Here is a 19568-nt window from a genome sequence, read left to right as displayed (position 1 = left end):
CCCAGGCAACACCGGGTGTCCGATATCCGGACACCCGGTGTTGCCTCCGCGGAAGCAGAGCAAAGGACGCGCAACAGTCGAGTCGGCCGCCAGCCGGCCGGAAGCGGAAGAACGGTCAGTCGGCGAGGCGGGCCGGGAAGCCGCCGGTGGCGATCGGGCCCCAGGCGTCGATGGTGACCCGGATCAGCGACTTGCCCTGGCGCACCATGGCCGCCCGGTAGTCGTCCCAGTCCGGGTGTTCGCCGGAGATGCTGCGGAAGTACTCGACCAGCGGCTCCACCGACTCGGGCAGGTCAAGCACCTCGGCGGTGCCGTCGATCTGCACCCAGGGGCCGTTCCAGTCGTCGCTGAGCACGCACGCCGAGACCCGGGGGTCACGGCGGATGTTGGTCACCTTCGCCCGCTCGGGGTAGGTGGAGACGACCAGCCGGCCCTGCCCGTCGATCCCCGCGGAGACCGGGGAGGACTGCGGGCGACCATCGGCCCGGGTGGTCATCAGCACGACGCGGTGTCGCGGCCGGAGGAAATCGAGCAGGCTGTCCCGGTCGACCCGGGTGTTCTGTGCGATGCTGCGCGCCATCACTCGTTCCTACCAGGGTGCGGGCGGACCGGAGACGGCGGGTCAGCGGGGCCGGGCCGCGGAGCGGTGCACCGCCTGGGTGGGCACCCGGGGGCGGCCGGACGGGCGCCAGGCCCGACCGCTGGCGTAGATCACCCGAAAGCCGAGGTACGACGCGAGCGGCGCCCAGTGGGCGGAGCCCATCCGCAACTCGGCGGCATTGTGCCGCTGGCCGTTGGCGAGCACGTCGAGGAGGACGGTTTCGAAAGCCGCCGATTCAACCCAGTCGACTTCTCGGGTAAAACCGCAGATCAGAGCCGCTCCAGTGACCTCCAGGAACTCGCGCAGCACCGCGTCCGAGGCCCGCAGCACCGAGCAGCTGCCGAAATAGAGTCGCCGCCCTTCAGCGCGGCCGGCCATCAGCTCGGCCACCTCGTTCAACTCCACGGACTGCCAGTCGGTGAGGCAGAGCCGGCTCGGCTCGCCGTGCATGGCGAAGAAGCCGACTCGGTGGTCGGCGTACTGCTTGAGCAGCCAGCGGTCCAGGAAGTAGAACAACTCGTCGCGGGTGGCCGCGTCCTTGTGGATGAAACGGATCTTGCCCAGCCGCTCCAGCAGCTCAAGGGTGGGCAACACGGAACCCCGCTCGTTGAGGTCGCGGTGCCACTGACCCTCGACACAGAAGACGCCACCGCGTGCCACGTGCACCTCCGCCAGTCCACCGCCCGGGGCTGACGTTACCGGCTACCGCCGGCCAGGGAACATGACCCTCGGTGCGCCCGATTGCGACGTTCGGTGTGGTTGGCCACCGGAGGGCCGATCCGCGGTGAATGGCTGTTTCACAAATCAGCCGAATTCCCAGTCAATACCCAGGGACAGCGGTTCGTGAGGACAATTCTTGTTAATTGCCCCCAACAGCACGGATCAGTGTCAGGGTGGAAATCGCGGGACTTGTCGGTCGATGTCCCGGAGCCACCCCATTCGCTCTCCTATCGGGAGGACTTCTGTGCGCGTAAACACCTTGAAGCGAGCTGCCGTCGCATTCGCCCTGGCGCTGCCCGGGGCAGCAATCGCCACGGTGATCGCCGCACCAGCCGCGTACGCGGACGGCTGTTACACCTGGAACCGCAACCTGTCCCAGGGACGCTCGGGCGACGACGTCCGCCAGTTGCAGATCCGGGTCGCTGGTTGGGCCGGCAACCGGAACATCGTGGAGAACGACGGCCGCTACGGGCCGAAGACCGCAGCCGCCGTCAAGCGGTTCCAGCAGGCGTACGGGCTGCGCGCCGACGGCATCGCCGGCCCGCAGACCTACGCCAAGCTGTACCAACTCCAGGACAACGACTGCACGCCCGCGCACTTCAGCTACAACGAACTGGACAACGGGTGCGGCGGGAGCGGGTGGAGCGGCGGCCCGCTGTCGGCGGCCCAGACCAAGCAGAACGCGCTGCGGACCATGTGGAAGCTGGAGGCGCTGCGCAAGAGCCTCGGCGACAAGCCGCTCAACGTGTCCAGCGGGTTCCGCAACCGCGCCTGCAACAACCGGGTGGGCGGCGCGTCCGACAGCCAGCACCTGTACGGCAACGCCGCCGACGTCACCTCGCGGACGTCGTCCCTGTGCCAGGTCGCCCGCGGCGCCCGTAACAACGGCTTCAGCGGGATCTACGGGCCGGGTTACCCCGACCACGACGACCACGTGCACGTCGACTCGCGCCGGGAGAACAACAGCGACGGCAGCTCGAACACGACGAGCTGGTCCGCGCCGGACTGCGGAATCGGGGCCGGCAACGACTGAGTCGGCCGGTCAGAGCGACGTCGGCCCGACGCGGAGGGGGATCTTCGCGCCGGGCCGACGTCGTGTCGCCCCGGGTCGGGTGGGGCGGAGGGGTATCGCGCTCAGCTCGCCCGGGGCCAGCGCGGCGCGGTGACGGGGGGAGTCACCGGCCGGCCCGCAGCGGTGGGTCGTGTCCCCGGTGGGACGACCCGCGCGGCCTGTTGCCGCGACGGCCCGGTCGCCGTGAACGGGAAGGGCACGTGCACGAACGGGTTGCCGTGCCGGATCAACGCCTCGATCTGCCGTTCGTTGAGCCCGTGTGTCTCCAGGACCCGCCGCCCCCACCGGTGCAGGCGACACGGGTAGGAGGCACCGTCGTTGCGGCACAGTGGCCCGGTGGGCCACTCCTCGGCGGTGTGCACGACCACCGCCCGGACCGCGAGCCGGACGTCCTCCGGGGTCAGGGGTGCCGGCATTGGCACCTCACCCAGTACCTGATCGATGGGATCCGTCGACTGCTCACCAACTCGCACGGCAGGCCTCCCGCAGTTCGGCAGCGGTACGGCGGACCTACCGCACCGACATCCTCGGCCATTGGTACGGCCGGTACCGACCGAAAGTTCAAATCCGGTACGCGGTAAGCAGATCCTCCGGCGACAGCACGCGCAACCCGTCGACGGCGGTGCCGCTGCGCGACACGGCAAGGCCCGGCACCGATTCGTCGGCGCCGGGCAAGCGGGACCGGTGCAGGAGCAGGCGGCCCAGGTCATGCGCGTCGAAGGGCCGGTTCTCCTGCCACTTGATCGAACCGACAAAATTGATGCGCTGGGCGACGGGCCCCCGGTCGGCGCCAACAATGTCGATCTCCGGGTCGTTGGTCCGCGTCCAGTAGCCGCCGATCACGGCCGCTTCTGCCGGCAAAATATCTCCGGGAAGCCGGCGCAGCGCCTCCCGGATCACTGGTTCGATGACCCGGCCCCGCCAGGACGCCCACGACCTGACGATCCGGTCCATGGTCAGGTCGCCTCGGCCCCGCTCGATCTCGGAGAGGTGAGGTCCCAGGAACGACAGCCAGAAGCGCAGGTACGGATCTGCCACCACGTAGCGGGTTTCCCGGGACGGCTTCGTCGACAGCGGAAGGGTGTCCTCCACTGCCCGCTTCTGGGTCAGGAGGCGCAGGGCCCGGCTCAGCGACGCCTGCGGAAGATCGCCCGCGGCACGGGCGATCAGCGAGAAGGTCCGCTCACCGGAGCCGATCGCCCGCAACACCAGACCCGCCTGGGACTGGGGCGGGAACTCGGCCGCCAGCGCCCGCTCGCCGCTGACCAGCAGGGCCGAGGTGGGATCCCGTACCGCGTCGGTCAGATACTCGTGCACCGATGCGCCGGTCGGCCACTCGTCAAGGATCAGCGGCAGGCCGCCGGACACCAGGTAGGCGTCGAACGCGTCGGCGGCGGACAGGTCGAGCATGTCGCGTACGTCGGCCGGGCTCAACGGTGGGATGACCATCTCGGTGGCCCGCTGGTGGAACGGCCGGCCGTAGTCGTTCAAGGCCTCCATCATTGCCAGGTCCGATCCGACACAGATCAGCAGAACCGGCCGCCGGGACAGCTCACGATCGAAGATCTTCTGCAGCGTTCCCTCGAAGCCCGGGTCGCTCGCGATGAGGTACGGCATCTCGTCCAGGACGACGACGCTCGGCCGGTCGGTCGGCAGTGCGGCGACGAGCAGGGTGAGCGCCGCGTCCCAGGTCCGTGGTTGCTGCTCACTGAGGATCTGTGCACCCGGCAGCGTCGACGCGGCCGCCGCCTCCACGAAGAGAGCGAGGTCGGCAGCGGCGGTCGGCTGGGCAGAGGCGGTGAAGAAGAGGTACGGCACCTCCGCCCGCTCGACGAACTCCTCCACGAGCCGGGACTTGCCGACCCGTCGGCGACCGCGCATCAGAAGGGCACGACCGGGCCGACCAGCCCGGCCACCGCGTTCGACTCGGGCGAGCGTGCCGTGTAGCAGGGCCAGCTCACGGTCCCGCCCCACGAAGCCGTCCACGCACACCCCCGATACTTCCATTTTTGGAACACTCAACGATGAGCGTATCAGTGGGGATCCCACGGGGCGAGGTCGCGGGACGCTCCGCTCAGACGAGGCCGGCGTCGTGCACGAGCAGGGCCACCTGGACCCGGTTGTTCAGGTCGAGCCGGGTCAGCAGCCGGGAGACGTACGCCTTCACCGTCGCCACACTCATGAACAACTCCCCCGCGATCTCCGCGTTGGTGTGGCCCCGCCCCAGCGCCACCGCCACCTGCCGCTCCCGCTCACTCAGCCCGGTGAGCAGCCGCAGCGCCCGCTCCCGGCGCGGGTCGGGGCCGACCGGGCCGGGGGTGCCGGCGGTCACGTGGGCGATCAGCGTCCGGGTCACCGTCGGGGAGAGCGTCGCCTCACCGGCGGCCACCCGGCGCACGGCGCGCACGATCTCCGCCGGCGGGGTGTCCTTGAGCAGGAAGCCGGCCGCCCCGGCGCGTAGCGCCCGGAGCACCTGCTCGTCGGCGTCGAAGGTGGTCAGCACCAGCACCTCGGGCGGGTGCGGCTGCGCTCGCAGCGCCTCGGTGGCGGTCAGCCCGTCCACCCGTGGCATCCGGATGTCCATCAGCACCACGTCCGGGGCGTACGCGGCGACGGCGGCCGGCACCTCGCCCCCGTCGGCGGCCTCGCCGACCACGGTCAGGTCCGGCAGGCCGCCGAGGATCATCGAGAGCCCGGCCCGGACCAGCGCGTCGTCGTCCACGATCAGCACGCGCACCGGCGGCACGGCCGGCTCAGGCCCGGCAGCGCCGGAAGGACCCGTCACGTCGACCACGGCAGCCAGGCGGCCAGCCGGAAGTCGCCGGTGTCGTCCCGACCGTAGGCGAGCCGACCGCCGGCCAGCGTGACGCGTTCGCTGATGCCCACCAGGCCGGTGCCGGCGCCCGGCAGTGTGCCGCCGACCGGGGTGCCGACCGGCAACCGGTTGCCGATCGCCACGGTCAGCCCAGCTCCCGGCCCGCCGGCCACGTCCACGGTGACGGCCGCGCCCGCCGCGTGCTTGCGGGCGTTGGTCAGCCCCTCCTGCACGATCCGGTACGCGGCCCGGCCCAGTGCCGCCGGTACCTCTCCCGGGCTGGCGACGCTGTCGCTGACGTTCACCCGTACCCCGGCCGACCGCGACTCGGCGATCAGGGCCGGCAGGTCGGCGAGGGTGGGTTGCGGTGGTTCGGGGGCGTCGCGGTCGTTGTCGCCCTCGGCGCGGAGCACCCCGATGACCTCCCGCAGGTCCTGGAGGGCGGCGTGCGCGCTGCCCCGGATCACTCCGGCCGCTCGGGCCACCTCGTCGGCGGGCGCGTCCGGGCGGAACTCCAGCGCGCCGGCGTGCAGGCTGAGCAGCGAGATCCGGTGGGCCAGCACGTCGTGCATCTCCCGGGCGATCCGGGTGCGTTCGAGGTGGCGGGCCTGGGCGACCCGGAGCTGCTGCTCGGCCTCGGCACGCTCGGCACGCTCGCGCAGCGACACGATCAACTGCCGGCGGGCCCGGACGAACATCCCCCAGGCCAGCACGGCGAAACTGAGCACCACGCCCCACGACGCGGTCGCCCAGTACGGCATTGTCGGGTCCGGGCGCAGCCAACTGAAGACCAGGTTGGTGACCAGACCCACGCCGGTCAGCGCCACCGCCACAGCGGTTCGTCGGTGCACCACCACGGTGAAATACAAGATCAGCAGCGGGATGGCGGCGGCCATCGAGAACATGGTCAACGGTGTCGTGGCCACCATCAGCCCGAGCGGCCACCGTCGGCGCAGCCAGAGCAGCCCGCAGCAGACCAGCCCGAGCAGCGCGTCCACGCCGGTCATCCAGTCGTGCGGCAACGGGATGGCGAACGACGGGGTGGGCGACAGGGCGTCCCCGGTGACCATCAGCACCCAGAGCAGGGAGACCAGGAACGCGAGGCTGTCCACGACCCAGTCGCGGGTGGTGCGACGCGGATGTGTTCGCTCACGGCCAGCCGGCACGGCCAGCTCCCCTGGCAACAGCCAGGGGTGCTCCGGGACGGCGATGCTGGTCACGCGCCCATGCTAGGCAGCAACAGGCCCCGGCAACCAGCTACCAAAGTCGAGACCCGACAATCGACCAAGGTCGGTGCGGCACCGACCGGTGGCCGCAGCGGATGGCCGGGCGGCGCGGGCAGGCTCGACCACATGATCACCGTGGAGAACCTCACCAAGCGATACGGGCCACACCCGGCCGTGGATGACGTGTCGTTCCAGTGCGAGCCGGGCACCGTCACCGGCTTCCTCGGCCCCAACGGCGCCGGCAAGTCCACCACCATGCGGATGATCTGCGGGCTCACCGCACCGACCGCCGGCCGCGCGACCGTCTCCGGGCACCCGTACCGGGACCTGCCCAACCCGGGGCGGGAGGTCGGGGTGCTGCTGGACGCCTCCGCGCAGCACGCCGGGCGGACCGGCCGCGAGGCGTTGACGCTGTCCGCGTACACCATGGGTCTGGACCGGCGCGAGGTCGCCGCGAAGCTCGACCTGGTCGGGTTGAACGCGGTGGCGGCCAAGCGTCGGGTACGGGCGTACTCGTTGGGCATGCGTCAGCGGCTCGGCCTGGCGCACGCGCTGCTCGGCGACCCCCGGGTGTTGATCCTCGACGAGCCGGCGAACGGCCTGGACCCGGAGGGGATCTTCTGGATGCGCGGCCTGCTGCGCGACTTCGCCGACCGGGGCGGCACCGTGCTGCTCTCCTCCCACCTGCTGCGCGAGGTGGAGGCGGTCGCGGACCGGCTGGTGGTGATCGGGGGCGGCCGGATCGTGGCCCAGGGCGACAAGAACGAGCTGCTGGCTGGCGGCGGAACGGTGGTGCGGGCCCGCGACGGCGCCGCCCTGCGCCGGGCGTTGGACGCGGCCAACCTGACTGCCGCCGACAGCGCGGACGGGCTGCTCGTGCAGGCCGACGCCGAGGCGGTCGGCCAGGCCGCCGCCGATGCCGGCGTCGCGCTCGCCGAGCTGCGCCCCGCCGACGGCGGCGGCCTCGAACAGCTCTTCCTCACCCTGACCGCCGGCGAATCCACCAAGGAGTCCGTCCGATGACCACCACCACCGCGCCCACCGCCGGCGCCGTCGCACCCCGGCAACACGCACCGGTACGCCGACCGTCGCTGCTCCGACTCACCGCCGTCGAGCTGCGCAAGCTCGTCGACACCCGGGCCGGCCGCTGGTTGCTGATCACCATCGGCCTGATCACCGCCGTGATCGTCACCCTCCAGTTGATCTACGCGGAGGACGCCGACCAGACCTTCGTCAACTTCTTCGTCCCCTCACTGCTGCCGGTCGGGGTGCTGCTGCCGGTGCTCGGCATTCTGTCGATCACCAGCGAGTGGTCCCAACGCACCGCCCTCACCACCTACGCCCTGGTGCCCCGCCGGGAGCGGGTGGTCGTCGCGAAGCTGATCGCCGTGATGCTGACCGCGCTCGCCTCGGTGCTGGCCAGCCTGGCCGTCGCCGCAGTCGGGACGCTTGTGGCGTCCGCCACCGGAGGCGCGGGCACGTGGGGGCTGGACGCGTCGTTGATCGTGAACGCGGTGGTCCTCCAGGTCACCAGCGTGCTGATGGGCGCCGCCTTCGGTCTGCTGCTGCTCAACCCGCCGCTGGCGATCGTCGGCTACCTCCTGCTGCCCACCCTCTGGGGGGTGCTCGGCGAGATGGTCCGGCCCCTGCGCGGCCCCTCCGAGTGGCTGGACACCAGCAAGACCATGGAACCGTTGTTCAGCAGCGACGCCATCACCGGCGAGCAGTGGGGGCGGATGGCGGTGTCCCTGCTGGTCTGGATGGTCCTGCCGCTGGCCGCCGGCCTGGTCCGTACGCTCCGCCGCGAGGTGTCCTGACCATGGACGCGGCGGGCTACCGACCACGCACCGTCGTCAGTGGCGGCCCGCTGGAGCTGGCCGTCCTGTGGGGTGGCTTTCCGCTGCTCGGCGCGGGCGCCGGATGGCTCCTCGCGGCGACGACCGGCTGGCTCGCCCGGCTGCCCTGGGTGCCGTTCCGGGGCCTGATCGAGTGGCTGGACCGGCTGCCCGAACCGCAGGCCACCGGCGGCACGATCGCGGTGGGCGTCCTGGCCGGCCTGGTCATCGCCGGGATCGGCACCGCCGAACGGCTGATCGTCACCGTCGACGCGGCGCAGGTCCAGCTGCGCCGCTCCGACCAGAACCGCACCGTCGCACGAGTCGACACCCGGGTGGTGTTCCTCGCCGACGGGCACCTGGTGCTGCTCGACGGCGACGGCGCGGAACTCGTCCGGGAGTCGACGGACCTGCCGGCCGCCCAACTGGCTGAGGCATTCCGCACGCACGGCTGGGGCTGGGCAGACGACGACCCGCACCGGCCGGCGTACCGGCTGTGGGTGCCGACCTGCCCGGCCTGCCGCGGGCGCGGACGCGCTGCTGCGCGCCCGCGAGCGGGCAGTCCGGCGGGATCGCCGCGACGACGCCCGGGAACTGCGCCGGGAGCTGGGGCTGATCGGGGTGGTGCTGCGCGACGAGGACAAGCGGCAGTACTGGCGGCTGACCACGCGGGCGGTCGCCCCCGGGCCGGAGCAACCGACTTCGGCCGAGCGGGAGCCGGACGGGCGGTAGCGTCTGTCCCAGGAGATCCTGGGAGCCGCGCGATGACCGAACAGCAGCCGTACCGGGTGGTGTCACGACACCCCGGCTTCGAGCTGCGTCGTTACCCGGCCCACCTGGTGGCCGAGATGCAGATCCAGGCGTCGTTCACCCGGGCGCCGATGGAGGCGTTCCGGCCGCTGTCCGCGTACATCGGGGGTGCCAACCGGGCCCGGCACCCGATCGGAACGGCCGCACCGGCGACGTCCACGGCCGGTGGCTCAGAGAAGATCGCGATGACGGTACCGGTGGTGCAGGTGGAGGGTGAGTGGCCGGGCGCGTACCTGGTCCAGTTCGTCATGCCGGCCACCTGCACCGCCGCCACCCTGCCCGAGCCGGTGGACGCCCGGGTGCGGATCCGCGAGGTTCCGGCGCAGCTCGCGGCGGCGATGCGCTTCTCCGGACGGTGGACCGAGCAGGCGTTCAGCCAACGGGCCACCCTGCTCGGCCGGTCGGTCACCGCCGCCGGGCTGCAACCCACCGGCGCCATCCGGTACGCACGCTTCGATCTGCCGTGGAAGCCGTGGTTCCTGCGCCGCAACGAGGTCGTGCTGCCGGTCGTCGAGTGAGTGGCGCTACCTCGGCGGGCCGGGGCGGTAGCCGAGCGCGGCTGGCCACGCCAGCAGCAGCGCCATCCCGAGCCCGGCGAGCAGCCCGGCCAGCGAGACCAGCAGGTCGGAGTCGGCGGAGTTGATCGGGCTGTTGCCGGCCAACGCGGTGAACGTCGCGCCGATCGGCAGCAGCACCATCATCGCGATGGCCGCGACCAGCAGGATTGCCATCGGACCCACCAGCGCGGCGAAGGCGGCCAGTGCGTGGTGCCGCCAGACCGGCCGACCACCCGGCCAGTCCCAGGCCAGCAGGGTCACCCCGGTGAGCAGCACCGCCCCGAGGGCCAACTCCGGCAGGAGTCGCTGGCCGGGCGGGGTCGCGCGGACCAGCCCGACGCCGAGCAGGGCCAGCACGGCGAGACCGGCCGCCAGTCGGCAGCGGGCCCACGTACGCGCCGGGGCCGCCGCCAGCGCGGCACCGACGGCCAGCACGACCAGCAGCGCCGCAGTGGCCAGGGCACCCTGGTTCAGCTCCGGCTCCCGGTCGGTCGGTGATTCCATACCGGCCGCCACGAGCGTCAGCACCCCCGCCACGCAGGCCGCGCCGGTCAGCGCCTTCCGGTCTGCAGCTGACGGCGTGGCACGCTCCCGCCACAGCAGAACCGCCGCGAGCACACCGAGCACGGCGCATCCGCCGACGGCGAGCAGCACCGTCGCCTCGGCGCCGGTCGGGTCGACCCGGTCGATCGCCACGTCGGCGGCGACCCAGCAGCCGCCGAGCACGACCGCCGGTTGACTCCACCGCAACTGCCCCCGGCCGGCCAGCACCAGCCCGATCGCCACCGCCATGATCGCCATGAACCGCAGGTCCCGTGCCCAGTAGGCGTTGTTGCCCGGCAGATTCTCCGACCAGGGGCCGATCGGCTCGGTCAGCGGTTGCAGCACCGTGATGCCGATCGCCCAGAGCACGACGGCGGCGGCGGAGAGGAGCAGCCCGACCGGCCGCGCGGATCGCATCCGTGGACGGTAGCGGCCCGACCGCCATCTCGGGGGGCGAGGACGCGGTCATCCGACGATGCCGCCCGAGGACCGTGCGGGACGGTGGCGCAGTAACCGCCACGTCGGCAGCATGCTCGCCAGGACGGCGAGCAGCAGGCACAGCCCCACCACCCCGGCGATCACCGACCACGGCACCACCAGGTCGACCGGGGCGCCGATCTGCTCGGCGAGCCCGGCGCGGATGCTGAGCAGACCGACGAACGCGACAGCCCCACCGAGCAGCGCGCCGATCAGCACCACCAGGGCGGACTCGGCCGTGACCAGCCAGATGACCTGCCGCCGGGTCGCCCCGGCCATCCGGATCAGTCGCAGGTCCGCGGCCCGGCCCGCGGCGGCCAGCAGCACCGTGTTCGCCACCGCGATGGCCCCGTAGCCGGCCGACACGCCGATCAGCAGCAGCGTGAACAGCCAGACGAGACGGTCCTCAGCGGCATCTGCCTCGGCCGCCCAGGCGGGGACGTCGACGATCCGCGCGCCGACCGGAGGATCGATCCGGTCCCGGACGTACACCGTGGACGTGAGCGCCGACGGGTCGTGCGTACGCACCACGGCCCGGGGCAGGAGCAGGTCGCCGGGGAGCGAGTCGTCGGTGACGACGGCGACGACGCGCAGCGACACCAACGCCCCGTCGGCGAAGACCACCGCGTACGGCTCGGACGGCAGCCGGTTCGCCGAGGCGGTGACCACCACCGTGTCGTCGCCCCGCAGGTCGTTGAGGGAGCCGGCGACGACGGTGAGCGCCCGGTTCGCGGTGGCGAACCCCGCCGGGTCCACGCCGAGCGCGGTCAGTGGCCGGTTCTCCGGCACTGTTCCGGGGTCGGTGCGGAAGACCGTGGTCGGTAGGAGCGCGGTGCCGCCCGTCGCGGCGACGGCCCGGTCCGACAGACCGGGTGCCCGGTCGGGCACGACGATCCAGCCGGCGTTCACGTTGTCCACCCGACCTGCCGCGTACGCGGCGGTGGTGGTCCGCACCATCCCGGACACCAGCACCGCGAACGCGACCGTGAGCAGCACCGGGGCCGCCGTCGACGCGGTCCGCCGGGTCGCGGTCAACGCCCCGCCCCGGACCAGCATTCCGATCGCGCCGCCCGGTCGCCGCACCGGGGAACGCAGTAGCCGCACCACCGGCCCGACGACTGCCGGGGCCAGCACGGTGGCACCGGCCACCAGGGCCATCACCGCGTAGAGGGCGAACGTCGCGCCGTCCCGGGCGTCGTCGGCGGTCGCCGTACCGAGGCTGAGAGCGGCACCCACCGCGACGAGGAGCACCCCGGTGGCGATGCGCAGCCGCCCGATCGGCCGCTGCTCCACCGCCGCCTCGCGCAACGCCTCCAACGGGCGAACCCGCGCCGCCCGGCGCGACGCCGACCAGACGGCCAGCAGCGCGATCACCGGCCCGGCGGCGAGCGAGACCATGACCGGCCAGGGGGCGTACCGGACCCGGAAGGTCGATGGTTCGAAGCCGACGTCGACAAGCAGTCGGCCCAGTGTCGGGGCGAGCGCCGCGCCGACCAGTAGGCCGATGAGCCCGGCCGTGGCGCCAACGGCGAGCGCCTCGGCGTAGACCATGCGGCGGACCTGGCGTGGGGTGGCACCGACGGCGCGCAGCAGGCCCAGCTCGCGGCGGCGCTGCGAGATGGTGAACGCGAAGGTGGAGGAGACCACGAAGATGGTGACGAAGCCGGCGAGGGCTGCGGTGGCGGTGAGCACCTGCATGCCGATCCAGCGGGTACGGGCGTCACTCGAAGGCTCCAGCGCGCCACGCGCATCGCCGGTCAGCACCCGTCCGTCAGCGCCGACGACACCGCGAGCCGCCACGGCGACCCGCTCGGGATCCGCGCCCGGCGCGAGCACCAGCCCGATGGCCCGGACGCCGGGTGCGAGCGCGGCAGCGACCTCGTCCGCGACGTGGACGCCGGGGGCGTCGACCAGACCGGTGACGGTGTACGACTCTGGACCCGCCGCGGTGAGAAGGGTGACCGACGTGCCAGCACGCAGCCCGAGCGCGCGGTCGACGACCGCCTCGCCGGGCTGGCGGGGCGGCCCGCCAGCCGTGAGGCGCAGTCCACCCAGCTGGGCGCTGGACCAGCCGTGCCCCTGGTGCGCGTCCTCCCGGCCGGTATCGGCGGTCGATGGGCGGCCGTCGACGAGCGGCTGGGCGTAGAAGGTCCGGTCCGGCACCGCCGCCGCGACGCCAGGCAGACCGGCCAGCCGGCCGACGAGTGCCGTCGCCGTGGTGGCGGACCAGGGCCGGGTCGGCGCGAACGAGTCGGCCGGCGCACCCGCTTCGGGGCTCTGCACCATGACCGCCGCCTGCGCCAGCCGGTCCGGCACCTGCGGGCGCCCGGAGGCGAGCAGCAGGGTGGCCGCCGCGACCAGCGCGACCCCGATGGCGACGGCCACGAACGCGCTGGCCGACCGCCGGATGCTCAGCACGATTGCTCCGCGGTCGTCTTCGCCGCGACCGTCTCCCGCTCGGCGATCCGTGCGGCGACGGCTGTGGCGGTGATCCCGCCGTCCAACTCGTCGACGACGCGGCCGTCGGCGAGCAGGAGGACCCGATCGGCGTACGCGGCGGCGGCGGGATCGTGGGTCACCATCACGACGGTCTGCCCGTGGTCGTCGACGAGCCCGCGCAGCAGTCGGAGCACCTGTCGGGACGCCGCGCTGTCCAGCGCCCCGGTCGGCTCGTCGGCGAAGACCACCGCCGGACGGGTGATCAACGCTCGGGCCACGGCGACGCGCTGCTGCTCGCCGCCGGACAGCTCACTCGGCCGGTGCCCGGCCCGGTCGGCCAGTCCCACGGCGTCGAGCGCGGCGGCGACGTCCTGGGCCGGCGGACGGCGGCCGGCCAGGCGCAGCGGCAACTCGACGTTCTGCGCGGCGGTCAGCGTGGACACCAGGTTGAACGCCTGGAACACGAAGCCGATGCGGTCGCGCCGCAGCCGGGTCAGCTCGTCCTCGCCGAGGTCGTCGAGGCGGGTGCCGTCGATCGTGACGATCCCCTCGGTCGGGCGGTCCAGCCCCGCCGCGCAGTGCAGCAGGGTGGACTTTCCCGACCCCGATGGGCCCATCACCGCCGTGAACGTGCCGCTCGCGAAGCTGGTGGTCACGCCGTCGAGCGCCGTCACCCGCCGGGTTCCGGTGCCGTACACCGCGCGCAGCCCCGCCAGGGTCACCGTGTGTGTGGTCATGACCGCCACGGTGCCGGCTCCGGCAGGTGTCGCGCGTCGTGCCAGCGCGGACACTTTCCGGCCCTCCCCCGGGCGGAACCGCGGCTCGGCACACGACCCGACGTCATTCCCGAGGATGACGGCCCACGGGTGGACGCGGCTGCCGTGACGAGCCGATACCGTCTGTCGGGTGACCGCACTCCTGCTGTCCCGGCGGCTGCGGCCGGTGGATCTGTACACCGTGGACGCGGTGCTGGCAGTGGCGGTCGGCGGGCTGCTCTGCCCGTACGCGGCGCTGGAGTCGCCGCTGCACGGTGGCGTACGCGAGCCGCTCTGGGTATCCGTGCTCGTCGGGATGGCCCTCGGGCTGCCATTGGCGGTGCGCCGACGGTGGCCGGTGGCGGTGGCCGTCGCGATCAGCTCCGTCACCACCGGGGCATTGGTCACCGGCGTGATTCCCAACTTTGCCGCCGCGGCGCCGGCGTTCGCCATCGGCCTGTCCTTCTACACGGTGGCCGTGTCGATGGCCACGCGCCGGTCGCTGCTCTGCGCCGCCGGTTGTCTCGCTCTGGTGAGCGTCGCCCTGGTGCTGACGGCGGGCGACCTGTGGTCGAGGACCGGTGCCGTCGTCTACGCCGCCGTCATGATCGCGCCCGCCTGGGTGATCGGCTGGCTGCTCCGCGAGCGACGTGCCCTCGCCGCCCGGCAGAGCAAGCACCTGGTCCGCCAAGCGGCCGCCGAGGAGCGGTTACGGGTGGCCCGCGAGCTGCACGACGTGGTCGCGCACACGCTGAGCCTCATCGTGGTGAAGGCGGCCGTCGCCAACCACGTCGCCGAGGCCGACCCCCGTGAGGCGGGGGCCGCCCTGCGGGTGATCGAGGAGACCGGCCGCAACGCGCTGACCGACGTCCGTCGGGTGCTCGGCGTACTGCGCGACGGCACCCCGTACGCCCCGACGCCCGGGCTGGACGAGTTGCCCGTGCTCGCCCAGCAGGCGGCGATCGGCGGTGTCGACGTCCGGCTCGACGTCCGGCGGGAAGAACCGGCCGGCGCGGTCCCGGAGTCGGTGGGCCTCGCGGTGTACCGGATCGTGCAGGAGGCGGTGACCAACGTGGTGAAGCACGCGGCGCCGGCCGCCTGCCGGGCCACGGTGACCGTCACGCCGACCGAGGTGCGGGTGGAGGTGACCGACGACGGCCGGCGTCCGGTCCTGCCTGGCGGGGAGGGACACGGGTTGACCGGCATGCGGGAACGGGTGGCATTGCACGGCGGGGAGTTCCGCGCCGGGCCACGCTCCGACGGCGGCTTCGCGGTGACAGCCAGCCTGCCCTACCGGGTGGCCGCGTGATCCGCGTACTGATCGCCGACGACCAGGCGCTGCTGCGCGGCAGCTTCCGACTGCTGGTCGATCTGACCCCGGACTTCACCACCGTCGGCGAGGCGGGCACCGGCGTGGAGGCCGTCGCGTTGACCGGACAGCACCGGCCGGATGTCGTGCTGATGGACGTACGGATGCCGGAGATGGACGGCATCGAGGCGACCCGACGGATCTGCGCCGACCCGGCGACGGCCGGCACGCGGGTCATCATCCTGACCACGTTCGACCTGGACGAGTACGTCTACGGGGCGCTGCGGGCCGGAGCCAGCGGCTTCCTGCTCAAGGACACCCCACCAGCGGACCTGCTGGCCGGGATCCGGGTGGTCGCCGCGGGCGAGGGGCTGCTCGCGCCGACGGTGACCCGCCGGCTGATCGACGAGTTCGCCCGGCGGCCGGAGCCGACGCGACCGCTGCCCCGACACCTTGACGGGGTGACCGAGCGGGAACGGGAGGTGCTCGGCCTGATCGCCCGGGGCCTGTCCAACGCGGAGTTGGCCGCGCACCTCAGCCTCAGCCCGACCACGGTCAAGACGCACGTCGGGCGGCTGTTGACCAAGCTGGCGGTCCGCGATCGGGCACAACTGGTCATCGTCGCCTACGAAACGGGCCTGGTGGGTCCCGGCGGGTCGAGGCCGGCCGCCATAGGCTGAGCGGGTCAGCCGCCCACCCGAGGAGGAGCCATGACCCGCTACGTCGCCCTGCTGCGCGGGGTCAACGTCGGCACCACCCGCCTGGCGATGGCCGACCTGCGTCGGATCGTCACCGACCTCGGGCACGACGACGTCAAGACGTACCTGCAGAGCGGCAACGTGGCCTTCGGCAGCACCGTGCGCGACGCGGAGAAGCTGGCCGCCGGGATCGAGCGGGCGCTCGCCGACGAGCTGGCGTTGACCGTGCCGGTGTTGGTGCGCAGCGGCCGGGAGTTGGCGGCGGTGGCCGGCGGCAACCCGTTCGTCGACCGGGAGGACGACCCGAAGCGGCTGCTGGTGGCCTTTCTGCGCACCGCGCCGACCCAGTCCACCGTGGACGGCCTCAGCGTGCCCGGCGGCGAGAACGTGTCGTTCACGGTGACCGGCCGGGAGGTCTTCCTGCACTACGTCGACGACGGCTACGGGCGGTCGAGGTTCAACAACATGTACCTGGAGAAGAAGCTCGGCGTGGTGGCCACCACGCGCAACTGGAAGTCGGTGCGGGCGCTGGCGGAGATGGCCGCCACCTGACTCCGGCGGGCGGTCGCGACGGTCGCGACCACCCGCCCGGAACGGTCAGAAGTGGTACGCGGTCTCGTACTCGGGCACCAGCACCCGCGTACGCGGCGAGATCCGGCGCACCGCCGCGATCATGTCGTTCAACCGGGTGCGGTCGGTCTCGGCGACCGTCGGCGGGTTCTTCAGCTCCGTCTCGAAGTTGTCGTAGTGCACCGGCACCACGACCTTCGGGTAGCCGAGGCCGGCCAGCAGCCGGGGCAGGTAGTCGCCGGTGGTGGTGGCGTTCTGCAGGGCCACCATCGCCACGTCGGGCGTCAGCCCGGTGAGGTTCCGCTCGGCGACGTCACTGGCCCCGGTGAAGTACACCGACGGGCCACCGTCGACCCGTAGCAGGTAGCCCAGCGTGTCACCCTCCGGCAGGTCCGCGATGGTCGCCGGCTGCGCCGGCTGACTCACCCGCACGCCCGGAAAGGCCAGGGAGTACGAGGGGTTGCGGCTGTGCAGCGAGCCGACCACCTCGACGGTGTGGTCGCCGAAGTCCAGCACCTCCCCACCCTTCACCGGGCTGAGCTGCGTCGACGGCACCCCGTAGGCCAACCCCAGGTGGTACGCGGTCAGTGTGCCGAACACCCGCGCGCCGGTGCGCTTGGCGATGTACGGCACGTCCATGAAGTGGTCCCAGTGGGTGTGCGTGACCAGCACCGTGGTGGCCCGGTCGACGCGCGGATCGATCACGTCGGGCCGCACGGTCAACGGGGTGGCCGTCTTGAACGCGCCGGTGAACAGCCCGGTGTCGATCCGGCTGAGGTACGGGTCGACGAGGACGGTCCGGTCGGCGATGTCGACGCGCCAGCCGGCCGTACCCCACCAGCGGAAACTGACCGCGCCTTTACGATGGGCGGTCGGCGCGGGCGCGGCGGTTGGCGTCGGTGCGGCCTGGGCCGGGGTGGCGGAGCCGGCGGCGAGGCTACCGGCGGAGACCAGGGCGGTGGTGGCGGCGGCGTCGCGCAGGAAGCGGCGGCGGTCGAGACTGGGCATGCGGGTCTGCTCCCCGTGGTCGGGCGATTGGTCGACCTGAGCCAACCAGCGCCACCCGACCCCGGTCCAAGACCGAAGACCGCCTGCTCCGATACGCCACGGCATATCGGGCCTGCTCAGGGAGCATGCTCCGACGCCCGGACGGGTGCGAAATCAGTCGCCGCGCAGCGCCTCGACGGCCGTTCGGGCGGCGTCGCCCATCGCCAGGTCCACGTCGATCCGGCGTGGGGCCAACTCGTCGGCACGGGCGAAGACGGCGATGGCGTACCGGCCACCATCGGGGTATTCGGCGACCCCGGCCTCCAGGTGCAGCCCGGGCAGGGTGCCGGTCTTGCCGGAGACCCGGACGCCGGGCGGGAAACCGGCGGCCAGCCGGGTCCAGAAGATCTGCTGGGCCATCCAGGTACGGACCATCGCGCAGGCCGCCGCCGGCCCGGCCTCGTCCCGCCAGATCAGCGTGAGCAGGCGGGTGATCTCCCGGGCCGTGCTGGACGAGGTGTGCGCGGGATCGAAGACCCGCATCGCCCGGATCCGGTCCGCCGGCAGCGTGGGGAAGATCCGGGCGAACTCCCCCTCGGTCCGCGCGCCCACGTCGGCGAGCATCATCTCGACCAGCTCCCGAGGACCGCCGAGGACGCGGGTGCGGGTCAGCCCCAGCTCGGCGGCGAGCATCGGCAGCAGGTCCGGGCCGACCCGGCGCAGCAGCAGGTCGGCGGCCGTGTTGTCGGTGACCGACATGGCGAAGTACGCGAGGTCGCGCAGCGACACCTCGGCGTCGTCGGTGCAGCCGGCCAGGCCCCACCCGCCGAGCCGGTCGTCGGCGGTGACCAGGACCCGTTCGGTCGGGTCCAGCTGACCGGCCTCGACCTGCCGGGCGAACTCCAGCACCAGCAGGATCTTGAAGATCGAGGCGATCACCACCTGCTCATCGGCCCGCACGCCGACCTCCCGAGCGCCGCCGGTCGGCTCGTCACTCGGTCCGGTGCTCAGGTCCACGGCGTCCAGGTCGACGACGTGCAGGCTCGCCGTCACCCCGGCCGCGGCGAAGATGGCCTCGATGCGCTCCCCCACGTCCACACCAGCACGGTATCCAGCGGCACCGTGACGACGCTGGCGTAGGGTCCGGCCGTGGACCTGCTCCGGCACCTGCGGCACTTCGTGGTGGTCGCACACGAGCTGCACTTCGGGCGGGCCGCGGAGCTGCTCGGGATGGCCCAGCCGCCCCTGAGCCAGTCGATCCAACGGCTGGAACGGGAGCTGACGGTCGAGCTGTTCGACCGGTCCCGCCGCCAGGTACGCCTCACCACCGCCGGTGAGCTGCTGCTCGGCGAGGCGGAGGAACTGCTCGCCGGTGAGGGTCGGCTCCGCAACCTGATGGGGCAGATCCGCGCTGGTGAGCTCGGCGTACTCCGGGCCGGGGTGCCGCCGGAGACGCCCGCGGTGACGCTGCGCGCGCTGCTGGACGGGCTCACCACCCGGGCACCCGGCCTGGACGTGGAGTTGCACGAGCTGACCACCGCCGAGCAGGTGCGGATGCTCGGCGAACGGACCCTGGACGTGGGGCTGGTGCATCACCCGGTGGCGGCGGACGGGCTGCGCTTCGGCGCCCCGGTCGACGTACCCCTGGGGGTGCTGCTGCCGCGCACCTCGCCGCTGGCCCGCGACCGTGAGGTGACGCTCGCGGCGCTGGCCGGTCTGGATCTGGTGGCCGCGCCCCGGGCCACCGCGACCGGCTGGCACGACCACCTGCTGGCGGTGTGCCGACAGCACGGTTGGCGCCCGGCGCGGGTACGTCCGGCCCGAAACCCGGAATTCCTCTTCGGGCTGGTGCTGGCCGGTGGCGCGGTGGCCGTGGAACCGGCGACGGTGGCACGACGGGAACCTCGGATGGCCTGGCGACCGATCGCCGGCGCACCACTGGCCAAGCGCACCTCGGCGGCCTGGCCGGACCGCTCGGCACACCCCGCGGCGTCGATGTTCGGGCAGCTCGCCGCCGAGGTGCTGGCCGACGCCGAGCCCGTTTCGCCCGCGCCGGCCGACACGTCGGTGCCGGCGGCACGGCCCTGGCCGGTGCTGTTCGACACGACCGGGTGAACGGTTCCGACGTTGCGCTCGTCACCCCGGGACGGGCGG

20 protein-coding genes and 1 pseudogene are annotated in these 19568 nt (G+C 72.8%); 10 read left to right on the top strand and 11 right to left on the bottom strand.

All coding sequences use genetic code 11. The features are described 5' to 3' along the window. Nucleotides 1-115: 115 nt before the first annotated feature. Nucleotides 116-580, bottom strand: a complete 465-nt coding sequence (locus PCA76_RS05645; RefSeq protein ID WP_272615788.1) for a PPOX class F420-dependent oxidoreductase — start codon at nucleotides 578-580, stop codon at nucleotides 116-118. 42 nt (nucleotides 581-622) lie between these two features. Next, on the bottom strand, nucleotides 623-1261 hold the full coding sequence (locus tag PCA76_RS05640; protein WP_272615786.1) for a DUF6642 family protein: 639 nt from the start codon (nucleotides 1259-1261) through the stop codon (nucleotides 623-625). Between the two features lie 304 nt (nucleotides 1262-1565). On the opposite strand from PCA76_RS05640, the gene PCA76_RS05635 reads away from it, so the two are divergent. Next, complete coding sequence (locus tag PCA76_RS05635; protein ID WP_272615785.1) at nucleotides 1566-2354, top strand: D-Ala-D-Ala carboxypeptidase family metallohydrolase; 789 nt, start codon at nucleotides 1566-1568, stop codon at nucleotides 2352-2354. Between the two features lie 101 nt (nucleotides 2355-2455). Here PCA76_RS05635 and PCA76_RS05630 read toward each other — a convergent pair whose 3' ends face one another. The 4 genes from PCA76_RS05630 to PCA76_RS05615 all read right to left on the bottom strand — a co-directional run bounded on the left by PCA76_RS05630 (nucleotide 2456) and on the right by PCA76_RS05615 (nucleotide 6428). Further along, nucleotides 2456-2809: a hypothetical protein gene (locus PCA76_RS05630; protein ID WP_272615784.1), complete on the bottom strand. Its 354-nt coding sequence runs from the start codon at nucleotides 2807-2809 to the stop codon at nucleotides 2456-2458. Nucleotides 2810-2954: 145 nt separating this feature from the next. Continuing rightward, a complete protein-coding gene (locus tag PCA76_RS05625) occupies nucleotides 2955-4400 on the bottom strand; it encodes an ATP-binding protein (RefSeq protein ID WP_272615783.1) in 1446 nt (481 codons plus the stop codon). A gap of 67 nt (nucleotides 4401-4467) precedes the next feature. Then, entirely contained in the window at nucleotides 4468-5196 is a 729-nt protein-coding gene (locus tag PCA76_RS05620; RefSeq protein WP_272619197.1) for a response regulator, read from the bottom strand. Further along, nucleotides 5175-6428, bottom strand: coding sequence for a sensor histidine kinase (locus tag PCA76_RS05615; protein WP_272615782.1), 1254 nt, complete (start codon nucleotides 6426-6428; stop codon nucleotides 5175-5177). The genes PCA76_RS05620 and PCA76_RS05615 overlap by 22 nt, the downstream gene beginning before the upstream one ends. Nucleotides 6429-6560: 132 nt before the next feature. Between PCA76_RS05615 and PCA76_RS05610 the strand changes: the two genes are divergently transcribed. From PCA76_RS05610 to PCA76_RS32755, 5 genes and pseudogenes are all read left to right on the top strand, one after another. Then, nucleotides 6561-7457, top strand: a complete 897-nt coding sequence (locus tag PCA76_RS05610) for an ABC transporter ATP-binding protein (RefSeq protein WP_272615781.1) — start codon at nucleotides 6561-6563, stop codon at nucleotides 7455-7457. Next, complete coding sequence (locus PCA76_RS05605; protein ID WP_272615779.1) at nucleotides 7454-8251, top strand: ABC transporter permease; 798 nt, start codon at nucleotides 7454-7456, stop codon at nucleotides 8249-8251. The genes PCA76_RS05610 and PCA76_RS05605 overlap by 4 nt, the downstream gene beginning before the upstream one ends. Before the next feature lie 2 nt (nucleotides 8252-8253). After that, nucleotides 8254-8673 (top strand): annotated as a pseudogene (locus tag PCA76_RS32765) (YqeB family protein); the annotation flags it as partial. 25 nt (nucleotides 8674-8698) lie between these two features. Beyond that, complete coding sequence (locus PCA76_RS32760; protein ID WP_442930243.1) at nucleotides 8699-9001, top strand: CysS/YqeB C-terminal domain-containing protein; 303 nt, start codon at nucleotides 8699-8701, stop codon at nucleotides 8999-9001. A gap of 32 nt (nucleotides 9002-9033) precedes the next feature. Then, nucleotides 9034-9597 carry an SOUL family heme-binding protein gene (locus tag PCA76_RS32755; protein WP_442930242.1) on the top strand — a complete coding sequence of 188 codons (564 nt, stop codon included), beginning with the start codon at nucleotides 9034-9036 and terminating at the stop codon, nucleotides 9595-9597. A 6-nt stretch (nucleotides 9598-9603) separates the two neighbouring features. On the opposite strand, the gene PCA76_RS05595 is transcribed toward PCA76_RS32755, so the two are convergent. The 3 genes from PCA76_RS05595 to PCA76_RS05585 are packed head-to-tail and all read right to left on the bottom strand — an operon-like array spanning nucleotide 9604 to nucleotide 13832. Next, nucleotides 9604-10596, bottom strand: a complete 993-nt coding sequence (locus tag PCA76_RS05595) for a hypothetical protein (RefSeq protein ID WP_272615776.1) — start codon at nucleotides 10594-10596, stop codon at nucleotides 9604-9606. A 48-nt stretch (nucleotides 10597-10644) separates the two neighbouring features. Beyond that, entirely contained in the window at nucleotides 10645-13074 is a 2430-nt protein-coding gene (locus PCA76_RS05590; RefSeq protein ID WP_272615775.1) for an FtsX-like permease family protein, read from the bottom strand. Next, a complete protein-coding gene (locus PCA76_RS05585; RefSeq protein ID WP_272615774.1) occupies nucleotides 13068-13832 on the bottom strand; it encodes an ABC transporter ATP-binding protein in 765 nt (254 codons plus the stop codon). Before PCA76_RS05585 ends, PCA76_RS05590 begins: the two co-directional genes overlap by 7 nt. Nucleotides 13833-14001: 169 nt before the next feature. Between PCA76_RS05585 and PCA76_RS05580 the strand changes: the two genes are divergently transcribed. The 3 genes from PCA76_RS05580 to PCA76_RS05570 are packed head-to-tail and all read left to right on the top strand — an operon-like array spanning nucleotide 14002 to nucleotide 16409. Continuing rightward, nucleotides 14002-15159, top strand: coding sequence for a sensor histidine kinase (locus PCA76_RS05580; RefSeq protein ID WP_272615772.1), 1158 nt, complete (start codon nucleotides 14002-14004; stop codon nucleotides 15157-15159). Next, entirely contained in the window at nucleotides 15156-15839 is a 684-nt protein-coding gene (locus tag PCA76_RS05575; RefSeq protein WP_272615770.1) for a response regulator, read from the top strand. Before PCA76_RS05580 ends, PCA76_RS05575 begins: the two co-directional genes overlap by 4 nt. Nucleotides 15840-15869: 30 nt before the next feature. Next, complete coding sequence (locus PCA76_RS05570) at nucleotides 15870-16409, top strand: DUF1697 domain-containing protein (protein ID WP_272615768.1); 540 nt, start codon at nucleotides 15870-15872, stop codon at nucleotides 16407-16409. Between the two features lie 45 nt (nucleotides 16410-16454). Here PCA76_RS05570 and PCA76_RS05565 read toward each other — a convergent pair whose 3' ends face one another. Both PCA76_RS05565 and PCA76_RS05560 read right to left on the bottom strand, forming a co-directional pair. Beyond that, the gene (locus PCA76_RS05565) at nucleotides 16455-17435 is read right to left on the bottom strand and encodes an MBL fold metallo-hydrolase (protein WP_272615767.1); all 981 of its coding nucleotides are present in this window, start codon (nucleotides 17433-17435) and stop codon (nucleotides 16455-16457) included. A gap of 153 nt (nucleotides 17436-17588) precedes the next feature. Then, nucleotides 17589-18512: a serine hydrolase gene (locus tag PCA76_RS05560; RefSeq protein WP_272615766.1), complete on the bottom strand. Its 924-nt coding sequence runs from the start codon at nucleotides 18510-18512 to the stop codon at nucleotides 17589-17591. A gap of 51 nt (nucleotides 18513-18563) precedes the next feature. On the opposite strand from PCA76_RS05560, the gene PCA76_RS05555 reads away from it, so the two are divergent. Continuing rightward, nucleotides 18564-19529 (top strand): LysR family transcriptional regulator, encoded by a 966-nt coding sequence (locus PCA76_RS05555; protein WP_272615765.1) that lies wholly within the window; start codon nucleotides 18564-18566, stop codon nucleotides 19527-19529. Nucleotides 19530-19568: the final 39 nt, after the last annotated feature.

It is taken from the genome of Micromonospora sp. LH3U1 (assembly GCF_028475105.1).
Lineage (GTDB): Bacteria > Actinomycetota > Actinomycetes > Mycobacteriales > Micromonosporaceae > Micromonospora.
This window is presented reverse-complemented; position numbering and strand designations above follow the sequence as displayed.

What these genes read in the sequence shown, in the direction of transcription:
- PCA76_RS05645 (WP_272615788.1), bottom strand. Translation starts at nt 580, where the DNA reads ATGGCGCGCAGCATCGCACAGAACACCCGGGTCGACCGGGACAGCCTG.
- PCA76_RS05630 (WP_272615784.1), bottom strand. Translation starts at nt 2,809, where the DNA reads ATGCCGGCACCCCTGACCCCGGAGGACGTCCGGCTCGCGGTCCGGGCG.
- PCA76_RS05625 (WP_272615783.1), bottom strand. Translation starts at nt 4,400, where the DNA reads ATGGAAGTATCGGGGGTGTGCGTGGACGGCTTCGTGGGGCGGGACCGT.
- PCA76_RS05610 (WP_272615781.1), top strand. Translation starts at nt 6,561, where the DNA reads ATGATCACCGTGGAGAACCTCACCAAGCGATACGGGCCACACCCGGCC.
- PCA76_RS05605 (WP_272615779.1), top strand. Translation starts at nt 7,454, where the DNA reads ATGACCACCACCACCGCGCCCACCGCCGGCGCCGTCGCACCCCGGCAA.
- PCA76_RS32755 (WP_442930242.1), top strand. Translation starts at nt 9,034, where the DNA reads ATGACCGAACAGCAGCCGTACCGGGTGGTGTCACGACACCCCGGCTTC.
- PCA76_RS05595 (WP_272615776.1), bottom strand. Translation starts at nt 10,596, where the DNA reads ATGCGATCCGCGCGGCCGGTCGGGCTGCTCCTCTCCGCCGCCGCCGTC.
- PCA76_RS05585 (WP_272615774.1), bottom strand. Translation starts at nt 13,832, where the DNA reads ATGACCACACACACGGTGACCCTGGCGGGGCTGCGCGCGGTGTACGGC.
- PCA76_RS05570 (WP_272615768.1), top strand. Translation starts at nt 15,870, where the DNA reads ATGACCCGCTACGTCGCCCTGCTGCGCGGGGTCAACGTCGGCACCACC.
- PCA76_RS05565 (WP_272615767.1), bottom strand. Translation starts at nt 17,435, where the DNA reads ATGCCCAGTCTCGACCGCCGCCGCTTCCTGCGCGACGCCGCCGCCACC.